Below are 14325 nucleotides of genomic sequence, written 5' to 3'. Positions count from 1 at the left end.
CCCGGAATGACGATGACCAGCTTGCACCGCGGGCAACGGTGACAGGATTCGACTCCCGCGGCGGTGTCCACACCGTCGGGGGTCATCTCGGCCCCGCACGCCGGACACGCGGGGCCGTCTGCGTCGAGGGCGAACTCTTCCATCTGCCCAGTCTGAGGCATTCGTGCGCCGCGTCAGCGCCAGCATCCGTCTCGCGCGGGTTGTGCGCCGCTGCGCGCGTGGCATGCCTCGCGCGCAGCGGCGCAGCACCCGCGTACCGCAAAATTCCGCCCCGCCGCAGCAGGCCGCAGCAGGATGTCGGGAGAAGGCGCGCGAATCGGCGGCAGGCTATTGGCGGGCCCAGTCTCCCTGCGCCTTGCCGAACAGGAACGGAGTGAAGGCCAAGAAGACCGCGCCTCCGATCCAGCCGCTGACGGCGCCGATTGCTGGCACGAAGTACATGCCGATCGCACCGAGCACAACCAGTGCTCCTCCGAGTAACGCAAAGGTCTTCGTGCCGTACAGGGTCACGAAGACGAAGTAATGCGCCCCGACGATCAGCAACGACGCCGGAAAGAACAGGACCGGTTCATATGTGCCGAGGGCGATGGCGACCAAGAGCCCGACGGGCACAGTGAAGGCGGATTGCATGGCGAGAGCGCTCGAGGCATGTCCCTTGGGGAGTGAACTCCGTCCGGGCATCGTCTTGAGAATCACCGCGGAAAGCGGAAATATCAGCATGCCGCCGAAAAAGAGCGCCGCCATAGCCGCGCCGGGCGATACGAGCAGGTAGATGGTGTTCGCAACCGCCCAGACGATTGCCGATATCAGGGGGCCGCTGAACCCTCCTCGGTAGGCGCGACGGACATCAGCCTGAACATCGGTGATAGTCATGCGTCCTTCCTAGCAGTCGGTCGGTCTCCCGGAACGCCGGTATCACGAGGCATGGACAGGAAGCGAGATTCAACGACTCGCTGTGATGACGAAGGGTACGGCCAGTGGTTCACTTCACCAGCCATGCACGAGGTCAGGACATCCGGCGCCAGGGCAGGATTCGACATCATCGCCGAGGGCTTGACTGGCGGCCAACTGAATTCAGGCCTAGGGAACCAACGCACCTCGAGACGGTGACCGTCACGGCCCCAACTCAGACGCTAAAGTCGTGATTAGAAATGATCGTTCTGGGGGGAAAAATGGAATTTTCGGAATTACTCGCGGCCTTGGCACTGAAGGTTCGCAACCAACGGGATGCGATCCTAACCGAGGAAGCAACCAAGAACGCGTTCATCATGCCGTTCATCTCGACGATCCTCGGCTACGACGTCTTCAATCCGTTGGAAGTCGTTCCTGAATTCACCGCCGATGTTGGCGTGAAGAAGGGCGAAAAGGTCGACTACGCGATCATGCGCGATGGCGAAGTCCAGATCCTCATTGAGTGCAAGAAATCGAAGGAATCGCTCAAGATTGAGCATGCTTCTCAGCTTTTCCGCTACTTCGCTGTCACGAATGCGCGGATCGCCGTGTTGACCAACGGCGAAACCTACCAGTTCTACACGGATCTCGACGCGCCCAACCGCATGGACGAGAAGCCCTTCCTCGTCCTCGATCTGATGGACATCGACGAGACCCTGATCCCTGAGCTCCGCAAGCTTACGAAGGATGTCTTCGACCTCGATTCAATCATCAATGCTGCCGAGGAACTCAAATACATTGGGCAGATCAAGCGAACCATTGCCGCGCAGTTCAAGGAACCGCAGGATGAATGGATCCGCTTCTTCACCACTCGGGTTTACGAGGGCGCGTTCACCCAGAAGGTGCGTGAACAATTCACCACTTTGGTTACTAAGGCAACCAAGCAGTTCCTCAATGACCAGGTCAATGAACGTCTGAAGTCGGCGTTGGGTGCCACGACGTTCTCGCCCGCCATTGGCGAGGCTCAGGCTGCATCGATCACGAGTCAGGAGATCGCCGAAGAGGATTTGGAGCGTGACACTGAAATTCAGACAACCCTGGAGGAACTCGAGGGCTATCAGATCGTGAAGGCAATCGCCTGCAGCGAGGTCAAACCCCAGAGGGTCATGCACCGCGACGCCAAGTCATACTTTGCCGTGCTCCTCGACGATAACAATCGCAAGCCGATCGCTCGCCTTCACTTCAACGGCAAGAAACAGAAGTACCTGGGCGTCTTCGACCTGGACAAAGCGGAAACGCGACACGCGATCGATTCCTTGGACGAGATCTACCTGTACGCGGACGCCATCCGCGGCTCCGTCAAGAGCTACCAGGACTAGCCAAGGTAACTGCCCGCGACGAATCCACGGCAGCGTGCCCGGCACCACGGGCGTCTCCGCCGTGCCACCCCGCGCACGCGGAGACGTCCGAGGCGACTCCGTGTCCGGGCAAGAAGACGACGGTTCGCCTCGACGCGCCCCGCTCTAGATCTGAGCAGACGAAAGCCGACCCGTTCAGCTTCAGGGCAATGAATTTCGGGATGGGCGAGGTGAGGAATGCCACGCCCCAGAACGGCCGCTTGCCCTGCAGTCGCTTGGCCAGCGCCAGACCACCAACTTTCGAGCCGGAATGGCACTCGTTGAGGGGGGAACTCCAGCCCGACGTGGGACCTGGCTTCGCACCGACCGGCCTCGCGGCTGAAGCCGGCCCTGACCCGATTCGGGCAGAATGAGCGCATGCCCAGAAACGAGCCCCCGCTTCGTTCCGTGCGTCAGGATCCCGACGCCCCAGTACTGGCCCGCGACACCTGGCCCGCGACCCTCGCCCCGATTACCCAGCTCCTCGACAACGGTCTCGAACTGGGCCCTGTGACCGTCTTCGTCGGCGAGAACGGCGCCGGCAAGTCGACCCTCGTCGAGGCCATCGCGGGCGCCTACGGCATGGGCCCGGAGGGCGGATCGACCGGCTCCCGGCACACCACACGCCGGAGCGAATCCACCATCGCCGACCACCTGCGGCTGAGCCGAGGTCTTGGTGCCGGCCGCGGTGGCTTCTTCCTGCGGGCCGAGACCATGCACGGATTCTTCACCTACCTGGAGGACAACCCCGGCGGCAGCGACCCGGTGTTCCACGAGCGCTCGCACGGCGAATCCTTCCTCGACCTCGTCGCGGCCAGGTCCCGGTACCCGGGCCTGTGGATCCTCGACGAACCGGAGTCGGCCCTCTCGTTCACTGGCGCGCTCGCCCTGCTCCGCGACCTGCAGGACATCCTGGATGCAGGCGGCTCCCAGGTCATCCTGTCGACGCACTCACCGATCCTGGCTTCCCTCCCGGGCGCCGTCATCTACGAGGTCGGACCGTGGGGCTACCGCCCCTGCGACTGGGACGACCTCGACCTCGTGCGCGACTGGCGTTCATTCTTGGAGGCGCCGGAGCGCTACCTCCGGCACCTCCTGTGAGCCTCCTGCTGCCGCCATATGCGCCCGCAGCTCGGCCTCCGGGTCGGAGGCGGGTTCGCCGTCGACAGGTTCTCCGAGGTGGAGACCGAGCAGAGCGCCCGGCCGCCGGGTTGCGCAGGTCGTGCAGCTTGCTGTCCTTGACGAAGGGCGAGTAGCCGCCGGCCGCCGAGCCGGACCGGCTCAGACCGCGCTCAGTCGTCCAACATGCCCGGCAGCAGCGGCGAGAAAACCACCACGAAGGCGGCCACGTTCAACGCCACCGTGCCCCAGAAAGCGGAGCGGAAACTAGCCTTCTTCGTCTTGTGCCGCAGCACCTGCTGCGCCACGATCGCACCCGGCCAGCCGCCGGCGAGCCCGAGCAGCAACAGTGTGTTCTCGGGCACCCGCCAGCGCGCGGCGACAGCGGCGGACTTGTCCACGGCGTAGACGACGAAGCAGGCGACGCTGAGAACCAGGTAGAACGCGGCCATCCATATCGAGATCGGCCGGTAGGCGTCGACGACGAGGTAGACCCCCGCGAATGCGACGACGGCAAGGTAGGCGACGGCTCCGGAACCGGTGTGGGCGGAAATCGGCCGTCGTGTACCGGCTTGTCTTCCGGGCGCGCCCCGCCGTGGGGGCTGGGCCTGGCGCCGGGGTGTGGTCTGTCTCATCGGCAGCGGCGACTCAATCGAGGAAGTCGTGCACGACGGTGTCGAGGGCGGCCACGGTCAGTGCGATCGAGCCGATGTCGATGCGCTCGTCGTTGCCGTGGAAGAGCTGACGGAACGTGCCGTAATCCCAGTGCCGGCTGAGTAAAGCGAAACCGTAGGCGGGGATGCCGCGGCGGCGGTAGAACCTGGCGTCGGAGCCGCCGACGCTGAGCACCGGAAGCAGGTCGGCATCGGGGTAGGCCCGGCGCACGGCCTTGCCGAGGGAATGGAACAGGGGCGTGTCGACCGCGGACCGGGTAGCCGCGGCGAATTCGTCGCCCTCGATTTCCACGTCGTCGGCCAGGTCGCCGAGCGCCTCCCGCAGGTAGGCGTCGACGTCGGTGGCCGCCAGGTCGGGCAGCACCCGGATGTCGAGTGTGATGGTCGCGAGCGCCGGGATCACGTTGTCTTTCACGCCCGCCCGAACGATGTTGGGCGAAATCGTAGTGTGCGTCGAGGCGTGCGCGAATCCGGCCAGACTGCCCAGTTCGTTCAGGGCGCCGTCTATCCGGTGCCGGTCGAGCAGTCGCTCCGCCAGGGCTGGTTCCAGTTCGAGGGCGTGCACGTACCGCCGCCAGTCCGGGGTGATCTGCACCGGGGCGCGGTAGCGGGCCAGGCGCGTCACGGCATCCGCCGCGATCACGGCCGCGTTGCGGGCGCCCCAGGGGGCCGACCCGTGGCCGGGGGTCCCGCGCACCACGAGGCGGCGTCCGGCGATCCCCTTCTCGCCGACGGCCGTGGAGATCAGCGGCCGCGGCCCGACCATGGCCCCGCCGGACTCGGTGAGCACGTAGTCAGCGTCGATGAGGTCGAGGCGGTTGTCGGTCAGCCACTCCACACCGAGCCGGCTGCCGTCCTCCTCATCGGCGACGGCCGCGAATACGAGGTCGCCGCGCGGGCGGAACGATCCGGTCGCAATGGCCCGGGTGACGACGGCGTAGCTGGCGGTCAGATAGAGCATGTCGAGCGCGCCGCGCCCCCAGATCTCGCCGTCGACGATCTCGGCGGCGAACGGGTCACGCGTCCAGCCGTCCTCGTCCACCGGCACCACATCGAGGTGGCCGACCAGGGCTAGCGTGGGTGCCGTAGGGTCGGTGCCCCGGACGCGAGCGATCAAGGAGGCACGCCCCGGATGCGGTTCGACGACCTCGAGGTCGAGTCCCGATCCGGCGAAAAACCCCTCCAGGGTGCGCACGCTGCGGATCTCGCCGCCCGAATCGGGGGTGCCGTCGTTGACGCAGGCATTGCGGATGAGGTCACGCAGCAGGTCGACCGTCTGCCGGGTCAGAGCGTCGTAGTCGCTCATGCGCGGGCTCGGCGGAGAAGGTGCGCGACAGTCGGTTCCATGGTGGCGGCCAGTCCTTTCGGAAGTGCCTGAACTCTACCGGGTGAGGTCGCCCGCGGCGGACGCCCGGGCAGTGGCAGCGCGCGAAACGGAGTACCGGATGTGCACCCGCAACGATGAGCCGACGGGAATCTTCGGATGCTGGAATTCGACCATCGCGGTCATCCCGAGTCGTTCCATCACGGCTCGTGAGGGTTCGTTGATGACGGCCGTGATGGCGTGCACCTGTTCGAGCTCGAGTCGTCCGAAAGCGAAGCCGAGGGCCGCCCGCGCCGCTTCGGTGGCGTATCCCTGACCCCAGAACGCGCGGGCGAGCCGCCAACCGACCTCGATCCCGCTGGGGCCGGGGATGAACGCAGGCAGGGGCGCGAGCCCGGCGAAGCCGAGAAAGTCCCCCGTCGAGCGCGTTTCGAGCGCCCAGAGACCGTAGCCGTGCGTGTCGAACAGCCCGTCGGCCCGCGCGGCGAGCGCGTCACCCTCGGCGCGGGTCAGCGGCGCCGGGAAGTACCGCATCACCTCCGGGTCCTCCCCCATCGCGGCGAACGGCGCCAGATCTGACTCGCGCCAGCGGCGGAGCAGGAGGCGATCGGTGCGAATCTCGAGCGACATCCGTCCAGACTAGTGACCCCTTCCTTGTCGCTGTCGACGACGGGCGACCATATGATCGTGGCCGATCACCGGCGAGGCCGTGCAGCGGCGCGTCAGGCGGCGAGCTGATCGGCCACACGGGCCTCGGCAAGCTGGGACGAAAGGGCGGCCAAGAGCAGCGGCAGCTGATCGGCAGGCGAATTCGGCGCCTCGGGATGCCACTGCACACCCGTGATCGGCGCGGACTCGTGCTCGACGGCTTCCACCAGCCCGTCCGGGGCAATGCCGGCCGGAACCAGCCCGGCCCCGAGTCGACCGACGCTCTGGTGGTGGGCGCTCTGCACCCGGATGTCGGTCTCGCCGAGGCTCTCGATCAGGGTACTGCCGGGCAGAAGCTGCACGGGGTGCTCGCGCAGGATCTCGTCGATGGGCACATCGACGTTGCGGTGGATGCCCTCCTCGATGTGCTGAACAAGGGTGCCGCCGAGGGCGACGTTGATGATCTGCAGCCCGCGGCAGATGCCCAGCAGCGGGGTGCCGCGGTCGAGGGCCCGCCGCACGAGCGCAATCTGGCCGGCGTCGGCCACCTCGAAGTGGTGGGTCTCGCCCTCGTAGCCGGCGCCGCCGCCGTAGAACCGTGGCGTCAGGTCCTCGCCACCCATGATCACGATGGCGTCACAGTCATCCGTGGCTGCCAGTAGCTCGACCAGGGTGAGGTCGGCGGCCGCCAACCGGGTGACGTGCCAACCGCCGTGCGCGCCGGCGTTCACCGCAGTCGCATTGAGCAGCTGCACTTTCGCGTGATAGGCAGGGCGGTCCGGGCGGTGCCGGGTGACCTCGACGACCGCGAGTCGCGGAGCCATGGAGAACGAACGGGTCATGGTCGGCCTCCGGGGGTCGGTGTGGTGTTGCGACGGGGTATGGACCCAGTCTGGGCACCAGTGGCCGGCACGGCCAGCACCGCCGTAACAGTGGGCAATAGTGTTGCAACCGGCCACCCGCCGCCGGCCCCGGTGGACGGGCCTGCGCGGTCGTTCTATGCTCGACCAGGGAACGCCGAAGTATCGATATTGGCGAGAATGGGGTGTCCATGCGGTCACGGTGGTTGTTTGCGGTCGCGGTTGCGGCGATCGGGTTGATTTCGGCACCCGTCGTCTCGGCACCCTCCGCTGCCTGGGCCGAAGACCCGGTCGAGTTCGGGGCGAGTCATATCCTCGACACAGTCGATGCCGTCAGCGGCCGCACCAACGAGATCACAGCGGCCCTCGACGCACTCTACGCCGACACCGGCGCCGACCTCTTCGTGGCGTATGTGGACAGTTTCACCGGGGTCGAGGACCGCAAACAGTGGGCTGACCAGACCGCCGACAGCAATGGCCTGGGCACCAACGACGTGCTGCTGGCGGTGGCCACCGAAGACCGCGAGTTCCAGCTGTCGGTGGCCCCTGACTTCGCCCTGACGGATGCCCAGCTCCAGGAGATCGAGACCGTCGCCATCGAGCCGGCTCTGCGCCAGAACGACTGGGCCGGCGCCGGGATCGCCGCCGCCGCGGGTCTCTCGGCGGCCCTCCAGGGCGAGCAGGTCACGACCCCCGAGATCACCCCCGGAGACGAGAGCCCCGGAAGCGGTGGCGGGTTGCTGATCGTGATTTTCGTGGTCATCGCGGTTCTGGTGCTCCTGGCCGTCGGCGCAGTCATCCTGCTCGCCCGTCGCGGGCGCAAAGGCACTCTGCCCGCCGGTGCCACTCCGCCGACCGGACTGCAGGCCTTGCCCACCCCCGAGCTCAAGCGGCGCACTTCGAGCACCCTCGTGCAGACCGACGACGCCATCCGTTCGAGCGAGCAGGAACTCGGTTTCGCGATCGCCCAGTACGGCACGGATGCCACGACCGCCTTCCAGACCGCCCTCGACACGGCGAAGTCGCAGCTCAGCCAGGCATTCACCCTGCAGCAGAAACTCGACGACGCCGAACCCGACTCCGAGGAGCAGGCGCGCGCCTGGTACGCCGCGATCATCGATCTCTGCGGCCAGGCCAACGGCATCCTCGACGACCAGGCCGACGACTTCGACGAGCTGCGCCAATTGGAGAAAAAGGCTCCGGAGGCCGCCGCCGCGGTCGCCGGCGATGCGACCACCGTGCGCAGCCGGCTCAATGCCGGCGAGGAGGTTCTCGCTGCACTGGCCGCCCGCTACACCGACGCCGCGCTCGGCACTGTCGCCGACAACCCCGCCGAGACACGGGAGCGCCTCGCCTTCACCGATACCGTCCTGGCCCGGGCCGCCACTCGGCTGGATACCGGCGAGACTGCCGCCGCGGCCGTGGACATCCGTGCGGCGGAGGAAGCGGTCGACCAGGCCAAGCTGCTACTAGACGCCGTGGACCGGCTGGGGCGGGACCTCGCGGGTGCCACGCAGTCCGTGGCCGCCACTGTCGCCGAGCTGCAGGCCGACCTGCTGACCGCGCGCGGCCTGCCGTCCACGACCGCGGCGGCGGCCGTGCTGCCCGCCGTGATCAGCCGCACCGAGCAGACCCTCGCCGATGTGCAGGCGCGGTCCGCGGCAGGCAGGATCAACCCGCTCGAGCTGATGCAGTTGCTCGAGGCCGCCAACACACAGATGGACGCCGCGTTGCAGGGCGTGCGCGACGCCGAAGCTCAGCGGCAGCGAGCCCAGGCCCTGCTCAACCAGAACTTGCAGGCCGCGCGCGGCCAGGTCTCCGCCGCCGAGGACTACATCACGGCCCGCCGCGGCGCGGTCGGCGCGGAAGCGCGCACCAGACTCGCCGAAGCCGGCCGCTCTCTCGCGGAAGCTGACTCGCTGGCCGTCACCAACCCGGATGCCGCCCTCACCGCCTCGCAGCGGGCCAATTCCCTGGCCGCCGCCGCCATTTCAGGTGCCCGAAACGACGTCGAGGGATTTGCCGGTCAGGTTTCGGGCGGTTTCGGCAGCGGTTATGACAGCGGCAACGGCGGGAGTGGCGGCAGCGGAGTCATGGGCGCCATGATCGGCGGCATCCTGATCAATTCGCTGCTCGGCGGCGGAGGCGGAGGCGGTCGGCGCGGCAGCGGCATGTTCGGCGGAAGCGGGGGCGGTCGGCGCGGAGGCGGCGGTGGCGGCGGTGGCGGCGGTGGCGGCTTCAGTATGCCCGGTGGATTCGGCGGGTCCGGATCCCGCTCGCGGCGCGGGGGTGGCGGGCGGTTCTAGAACCCGGGCCGCCGCATCCCTCGCCCCACCCGGGCCGTCTTAGAGGTCTTGACCAGCACAAACCGACACAATGGATGCATCAGATGCTCCGGAACTCGAAAGGACACCGCACAATGACGAAACAGTCCATTTTTGGCCGTATCTCCCAGTTGGCGAAAGCGAACATCAACGCGCTGCTGGACTCCGCCGAAGACCCGGCGAAGATGCTCGACCAGATGGTGCGTGATTACACCAACAGCATCGCGGACGCGGAGAGCGCCATCGCCGAGACCATCGGCAACCTGCGCCTACTCGAGGACGACTACCGCGAAGACGTGGAGGCCGCGACCGAGTGGGGTGGCAAGGCTCTGGCCGCGAGTCGCAAGGCCGACCAGCTGCGCACCGCCGGAAATGCGCTTGACGCCGACCGTTTCGACAACCTCGCCAAGGTGGCCCTCAGCCGCCAGATGCAGTCCGAGAAGGAGGCAAAGCAGGCCGAGCCCCAGATCGCCTCGCAGACGGCCGTCGTGGCCCAGCTCAAGGACGGTCTCAACAAGATGAAGGAGAAGCTGAACCAGCTCTCCTCCAAGCGCAACGAGCTGATTGCGCGGTCGAAGACCGCCGAGGCGCAGACCAAGGTGATGGATGCCGTCAAGAGCATCGACCTGATGGACCCCACCAGCGAGGTCAGCCGCTTCGAGGACAAGATCCGCCGCGAGGAGGCCCGCGTCCGGGGCGCAAGCGAACTGGCCGCATCGAGCCTGGACGCGCAGTTCGAAAGCCTCGAAGACCTGGGTGAGCTGACCGAGGTCGACGCCCGCCTGGCCGCCCTCAAGGCCGGCGGAACCAGCTCCATCACGCAGTAGCGCTCTTTCGCTGCCAGCGCAATCGGGCGCCGACGGGAACATCCCGTCGGCGCCGCTCCTTGTTCCAGGTATGACAACTCTTGGAATCATCGGCGCCGGGAACATCGGCAGCCAGCTCGCACGACTCGGCGTGGCCAACGGATACGACGTGGTCGTGAGCAATTCGCGCGGCCCCGAAACCCTCACTGACCTGATCGGCGAGCTCGGCCCGCGCTCCCGCGCCGCAACCCCCGCCGAGGCCGCCGTGGCCGGCGACCTCGTGGTCGTGACCATCCCGCTCAACCAGATCCATACCCTGCCCACGACGGAACTGGCCGGCAAACTCGTGATCGATACGAACAACTACTACCCCCAGCGCGACGGCGACATCGCTGCGCTCGACGATGAAAGCACCACCACGGCCGAGCTTCTGCGGGACCGCCTCCCGGAGTCGACGATCGTGAAGGCGTTCAACCACATCTATGCCGCCGACCTCACCGAGCACGGCCAGCCGGCCGGTTCGCCCAACCGTCGCGCCCTGGTCATCGCCAGCGACGACTCCCCCGCCGCCGCGACTGTGACCGCGCTGCTCGACAGCTTCGGCTACGACACCGTCAACGTCGGAGCGCTCAGCGAGGGCTGGCGTATCCAGCGCGACACCCCCGGTTACGGCCCGCGCCTGAATGCGGCCGAGCTTCAGGATGCGACGAGCGCCGCCGTTCGCTACCGCGACCAGTAGAGCGCCCGGAGAAATCGGCCCGATCCGGCACGAGAATCCCGCGCGCGGGAATGGCCAGGGAGCATACTGAAGTATGGCTCCCACCTTCGTTGTCGTGCCGCAGTGGCAGGGTTCGGTTTCTCCGCGCGCAATGCGCCTGAGTGACGGGGCGGAGGCGATCCGAGGCGATCTTCCCTCGTCCGTCACCCATCAGGTGCCGGTGCCCGCCGAGGCCGGTGACGCCCTCGACACCGGCATCGACCGCTTCTCCACCCTGGTGATGGTGCGCGAACGCCTCGCGATCGCGCTGCGCGGCGGGACCGGCCCGGTGCTCACGATCGGCGGCGACAATGGGGTGTCCCTGGCGGCCGTCGAACATGCGTCGCGGCAGCATCCGGATGACCTGGCCGTGGTCTGGCTCGACGCCCACCCCGACCTGCACACGCCCGACACGTCCCCGTCCGGCGGTTTCACCGGAATGGTGCTGCGCGCCATCACCGGCGAGGGTGCCGAGGGTCTGACCCTCGACGCGGAGGTGCGCGTTCCGCTCCAGCGGGTCGTGCTCGGCGGAGCACGCGCCATCGACCCGGCCGAGGACGTTCTGATCCAGGAACGCGGAATTGTGAGCCTCCCGGTCGAAGACCTCGACTCCCCCGATGCTCTCGTCGCCGCCCTGCGCGCCACCGGCGCCCGCACCTTCTACCTGCACCTCGACCTGGACGTGCTCGACCCGGCGGTTCTGGCCGGCCTGGCCGACCTGTACCCGTTCGGGTTGAGCGTGGAGGGTCTGAATAGGCTGATCACCGCGCTGCGCGCGGATTTCGAGCTGGCCGGCGCCACCATCGCCGGCTTCGCCCCGGCCTCGCCGGAGGCCGCCACCGACGACCTGCCGAGCATCCTGCGGATCATCGGCGCGCTCACCCGCTGAGCTACGCTGAACCGAAACTGCTGGTCGGAGGCCAGCCCGGCGCGGCCGTAGCATGGGGTCGACGCGCCAGAAGCCAAGGGAGGCATCCGTGAACGAGCAGAACTCCGTTTCCGATCCGTCGAGGATCATCACCGAGAGGCGCGGGCACCTGCTGCTGATCGGGTTCAACCGTCCGGAGAAGCGCAATGCCGCCGATCTGGCGCTGCTGCAGCAGCTGGCGCTCGCCTATGGTGTGCTCGACCGGGACCCCGAGCTGCGCGTCGGGCTCGTCTACGCGGTCGGCGACCATTTCACTGCCGGCCTCGATCTGGCCGACATCGGCCCCCGGCTCGGTCCCGACGGCCTCGACATGGTGCCGGAGGGCGGCATCAACCCGTGGCAGGTCGACGGGCGGAGCGTGTCCAAGCCCGTGGTGATGGCCGTGCAGGGCACCTGCCTGACCCTCGGCATCGAGCTGATATTGGCCAGCGACATCGCCGTGGCGGCCGAATCCACCCGGTTCGGTCAGATCGAGGTGGCGCGAGGCATTCTTCCGTTCGGCGGTGCGACCCTCCGTTTCCCCCGCACGGCCGGGTGGGGCAACGCCATGCGCTGGATGCTCACCGGCGACATGTTCGACTCCCGCGAGGCGCACCGGATCGGGCTGGTCCAGGAGGTGGTGCCGGACGGCACCCAGTTCGAACGCGCGCTGGAACTGGCCGAACGGATCGCGTCCCAGGCCCCGCTGGCCGTGCAGGCGACTCTCGCCAACGCCCGCACCGCCGTGCGGGATGGCGCCGCGGCAGCCGAGACGGGGCTGCAGCCAGCCCTGGCCCGGCTCGCCGTGACCGAAGATTCCCGCATCGGCATGGAGGCTTTTGTGAGTCGCCAGCCCGCAGTTTTCGTGGGCCGCTAAGGTTGCATTCCTACCGCCAACACTGATCCGAGGAGAGACGGATGCCCGACGCCCCCATCACCACCGCACCGAACCCTGCCGAGTCGAACTTCGACGTGATAGTGATCGGTGCCGGCGCCGTGGGGGAGAACGTAGCCGACCGTACAACGCAGGCGGGACTTCGAACAGTGATCATCGAGGCCGAGCTGGTCGGCGGCGAATGCTCATACTGGGCCTGCATGCCCTCGAAGGCACTGTTGCGCAGCGGGTCGGTTCTGGCGGCCGCCCGTCGCGTGGGAGGGGCGGCCGAAGCCGTGACCGGCGATCTGGACGTCGCCGCCGTGCTGCGCCGCCGCGACGCCTTCACCAGCAATTGGTCCGACGAGGGTCAGGTGCGCTGGCTGGAGAAGACCGGAATCGCCCTGGTGCGCGGCCACGCCCGCCTGACCGGCGTTCGGGAGGTCACCGTCATCGCTGCGGATGGCACGGCGACCGTGCTGACGGCCGAGCACGCGGTGGTCGTCAGCACCGGGTCGGCGGCGCTGCTGCCGGACATTCCGGGCCTGGCATCCGTGTCGCCATGGACGAGCCGGGAGGCAACCAGCGCCCGAAGCATCCCGGACAGCCTCGCCGTGATCGGCGGTGGCGTCGTGGCGGCCGAAATGGCCGCCGCCTACGCCGGGCTCGGTGCCGAGGTCACGATGATCGTGCGCAGCATGCTGCTCGGCGGGCAGGAACCGTTCGCCGGCGAGCTCGTCACTGCGGCCCTGCGGGAGGCCGGCGTCACCGTGTTGACGGGGGTGTCGACCACCGGAGCGGCCCGCAATGCCGACGGCGATGTGACCCTCACCCTCTCCAACGGCACCCGGGTCACCGCGACCGAGGTGCTCGTTGCCACCGGCCGGGTTCCCCGGAGCACGGATGTCGGGATCGAGACGGTGGGTCTCACACCGGGCGATTGGCTCGAGGTCGACGACACCCTGCTCGTGCAGGGTGCCGCGCCGGAGCTGGCCGAGGACTGGCTATACGCCGTCGGCGACGTCAACCACCGGGCACTCCTCACCCACCAGGGCAAGTACCAGGCCCGAGCAGCCGGTGATGTGATCGCGGCCCGGGCCGCCGGCGCGCCCGTTGACGACGCCCCGTGGGGCACCCACGTCGCCACCGCCGACCATGCCGCCGTGCCACAGGTCACCTTCACTGACCCCGAAGTCGCCTCGGTGGGACTGACCCAGGCTGCTGCCGAGAAGGCCGGATTCCGCATTCGGGTGCTGGACTACAACCTGGGCTCGGTGGCCGGGGCATCCGTGCACGCCGACGGCTACACCGGGGCGGCGCGCGTCATCGTGGACCTGGACCGTGAGGTTCTGATCGGGGCCACCTTCGTGGGGCCGGATGTCGCGGAGCTGTTGCATTCTGCGACCATCGCCGTGGTCGGCGAGGTGCAGATCCGCCGCCTGTGGCACGCGGTGCCCAGCTACCCAACCCTGAGCGAGGTCTGGCTGCGCCTGCTCGAGGAGTACGGGCGACCGTAGCCGTAGCCGCAGAAGTTGTATCGCCCGGCCACAAGAGCGGGTGAATCGTCGTTCTGCGACGCCGAAACCGACGATCCACCCACCACCTATCCAGTCTTACGCTGCACCGCGTCCGTCATTCGGGTGCGGGATTTCGTGATGCTCCGCCATGTGCGGGCCCCGGTCTCGAGCCAGGGTGGGGCCATGATCTGCACGGCACCGCGCACCATCCGGATCGCCCACCCGGA

General features: G+C 67.9%; 13 protein-coding genes. 8 read left to right on the top strand and 5 right to left on the bottom strand.

The genetic code is table 11. From position 1 onward, the window contains the following. Window positions 1–327 precede the first annotated feature (327 nt). Window positions 328–873 carry a DUF7010 family protein gene (locus E3O65_RS05935; protein ID WP_134362823.1) on the bottom strand — a complete coding sequence of 182 codons (546 nt, stop codon included), beginning with the start codon at window positions 871–873 and terminating at the stop codon, window positions 328–330. A gap of 299 nt (window positions 874–1172) precedes the next feature. Between E3O65_RS05935 and E3O65_RS05930 the strand changes: the two genes are divergently transcribed. Together E3O65_RS05930 and E3O65_RS05925 are read left to right on the top strand one after the other, a co-directional pair. After that, window positions 1173–2270, top strand: coding sequence for a type I restriction endonuclease (locus E3O65_RS05930; RefSeq protein WP_134362991.1), 1098 nt, complete (start codon window positions 1173–1175; stop codon window positions 2268–2270). Between the two features lie 396 nt (window positions 2271–2666). Next, window positions 2667–3389, top strand: a complete 723-nt coding sequence (locus E3O65_RS05925; protein ID WP_134362822.1) for an AAA family ATPase — start codon at window positions 2667–2669, stop codon at window positions 3387–3389. Between the two features lie 191 nt (window positions 3390–3580). Here E3O65_RS05925 and E3O65_RS05920 read toward each other — a convergent pair whose 3' ends face one another. The 4 genes from E3O65_RS05920 to E3O65_RS05905 form a co-directional block, all read right to left on the bottom strand. Further along, complete coding sequence (locus tag E3O65_RS05920) at window positions 3581–4042, bottom strand: DUF1294 domain-containing protein (protein WP_134362821.1); 462 nt, start codon at window positions 4040–4042, stop codon at window positions 3581–3583. Window positions 4043–4055: 13 nt separating this feature from the next. Then, a complete protein-coding gene (locus tag E3O65_RS05915) occupies window positions 4056–5387 on the bottom strand; it encodes a M20/M25/M40 family metallo-hydrolase (RefSeq protein WP_134362820.1) in 1332 nt (443 codons plus the stop codon). A 75-nt stretch (window positions 5388–5462) separates the two neighbouring features. After that, window positions 5463–6035 (bottom strand): GNAT family N-acetyltransferase, encoded by a 573-nt coding sequence (locus E3O65_RS05910; protein ID WP_134362819.1) that lies wholly within the window; start codon window positions 6033–6035, stop codon window positions 5463–5465. 92 nt (window positions 6036–6127) lie between these two features. Further along, window positions 6128–6895: a gamma-glutamyl-gamma-aminobutyrate hydrolase family protein gene (locus E3O65_RS05905; RefSeq protein ID WP_241985840.1), complete on the bottom strand. Its 768-nt coding sequence runs from the start codon at window positions 6893–6895 to the stop codon at window positions 6128–6130. A 209-nt stretch (window positions 6896–7104) separates the two neighbouring features. Between E3O65_RS05905 and E3O65_RS17405 the strand changes: the two genes are divergently transcribed. The 6 genes from E3O65_RS17405 to E3O65_RS05875 all read left to right on the top strand — a co-directional run bounded on the left by E3O65_RS17405 (window position 7105) and on the right by E3O65_RS05875 (window position 14098). Further along, window positions 7105–9219 (top strand): TPM domain-containing protein, encoded by a 2115-nt coding sequence (locus E3O65_RS17405; protein ID WP_134362818.1) that lies wholly within the window; start codon window positions 7105–7107, stop codon window positions 9217–9219. A 113-nt stretch (window positions 9220–9332) separates the two neighbouring features. Next, the gene (locus tag E3O65_RS05895; protein ID WP_134362817.1) at window positions 9333–10064 is read left to right on the top strand and encodes a PspA/IM30 family protein; all 732 of its coding nucleotides are present in this window, start codon (window positions 9333–9335) and stop codon (window positions 10062–10064) included. A 70-nt stretch (window positions 10065–10134) separates the two neighbouring features. After that, entirely contained in the window at window positions 10135–10782 is a 648-nt protein-coding gene (locus E3O65_RS05890) for an NADPH-dependent F420 reductase (RefSeq protein WP_134362816.1), read from the top strand. A 73-nt stretch (window positions 10783–10855) separates the two neighbouring features. Further along, window positions 10856–11689 carry an arginase family protein gene (locus tag E3O65_RS05885; protein WP_134362815.1) on the top strand — a complete coding sequence of 278 codons (834 nt, stop codon included), beginning with the start codon at window positions 10856–10858 and terminating at the stop codon, window positions 11687–11689. 52 nt (window positions 11690–11741) lie between these two features. Beyond that, the gene (locus E3O65_RS05880) at window positions 11742–12584 is read left to right on the top strand and encodes a crotonase/enoyl-CoA hydratase family protein (protein ID WP_134362814.1); all 843 of its coding nucleotides are present in this window, start codon (window positions 11742–11744) and stop codon (window positions 12582–12584) included. Window positions 12585–12625: 41 nt separating this feature from the next. Then, window positions 12626–14098, top strand: a complete 1473-nt coding sequence (locus E3O65_RS05875) for a dihydrolipoyl dehydrogenase family protein (RefSeq protein WP_134362813.1) — start codon at window positions 12626–12628, stop codon at window positions 14096–14098. Window positions 14099–14325 lie beyond the last annotated feature (227 nt).

The sequence above is a fragment of the Cryobacterium breve genome (assembly GCF_004402375.1).
Classification (GTDB): Bacteria; Actinomycetota; Actinomycetes; order Actinomycetales; family Microbacteriaceae; genus Cryobacterium; species Cryobacterium breve.
The sequence above is the reverse complement of the archived record's forward strand: the minus strand, read 5'-3'. Positions and strand labels throughout refer to the sequence as shown.

What these genes read in the sequence shown, in the direction of transcription:
- E3O65_RS05935 (WP_134362823.1), bottom strand. Translation starts at nt 873, where the DNA reads ATGACTATCACCGATGTTCAGGCTGATGTCCGTCGCGCCTACCGAGGA.
- E3O65_RS05930 (WP_134362991.1), top strand. Translation starts at nt 1,173, where the DNA reads ATGGAATTTTCGGAATTACTCGCGGCCTTGGCACTGAAGGTTCGCAAC.
- E3O65_RS05925 (WP_134362822.1), top strand. Translation starts at nt 2,667, where the DNA reads ATGCCCAGAAACGAGCCCCCGCTTCGTTCCGTGCGTCAGGATCCCGAC.
- E3O65_RS05920 (WP_134362821.1), bottom strand. Translation starts at nt 4,042, where the DNA reads ATGAGACAGACCACACCCCGGCGCCAGGCCCAGCCCCCACGGCGGGGC.
- E3O65_RS05915 (WP_134362820.1), bottom strand. Translation starts at nt 5,387, where the DNA reads ATGAGCGACTACGACGCTCTGACCCGGCAGACGGTCGACCTGCTGCGT.
- E3O65_RS05910 (WP_134362819.1), bottom strand. Translation starts at nt 6,035, where the DNA reads ATGTCGCTCGAGATTCGCACCGATCGCCTCCTGCTCCGCCGCTGGCGC.
- E3O65_RS05905 (WP_241985840.1), bottom strand. Translation starts at nt 6,895, where the DNA reads ATGACCCGTTCGTTCTCCATGGCTCCGCGACTCGCGGTCGTCGAGGTC.
- E3O65_RS17405 (WP_134362818.1), top strand. Translation starts at nt 7,105, where the DNA reads ATGCGGTCACGGTGGTTGTTTGCGGTCGCGGTTGCGGCGATCGGGTTG.
- E3O65_RS05895 (WP_134362817.1), top strand. Translation starts at nt 9,333, where the DNA reads ATGACGAAACAGTCCATTTTTGGCCGTATCTCCCAGTTGGCGAAAGCG.
- E3O65_RS05890 (WP_134362816.1), top strand. Translation starts at nt 10,135, where the DNA reads ATGACAACTCTTGGAATCATCGGCGCCGGGAACATCGGCAGCCAGCTC.
- E3O65_RS05885 (WP_134362815.1), top strand. Translation starts at nt 10,856, where the DNA reads ATGGCTCCCACCTTCGTTGTCGTGCCGCAGTGGCAGGGTTCGGTTTCT.
- E3O65_RS05880 (WP_134362814.1), top strand. Translation starts at nt 11,742, where the DNA reads ATGGGGTCGACGCGCCAGAAGCCAAGGGAGGCATCCGTGAACGAGCAG.
- E3O65_RS05875 (WP_134362813.1), top strand. Translation starts at nt 12,626, where the DNA reads ATGCCCGACGCCCCCATCACCACCGCACCGAACCCTGCCGAGTCGAAC.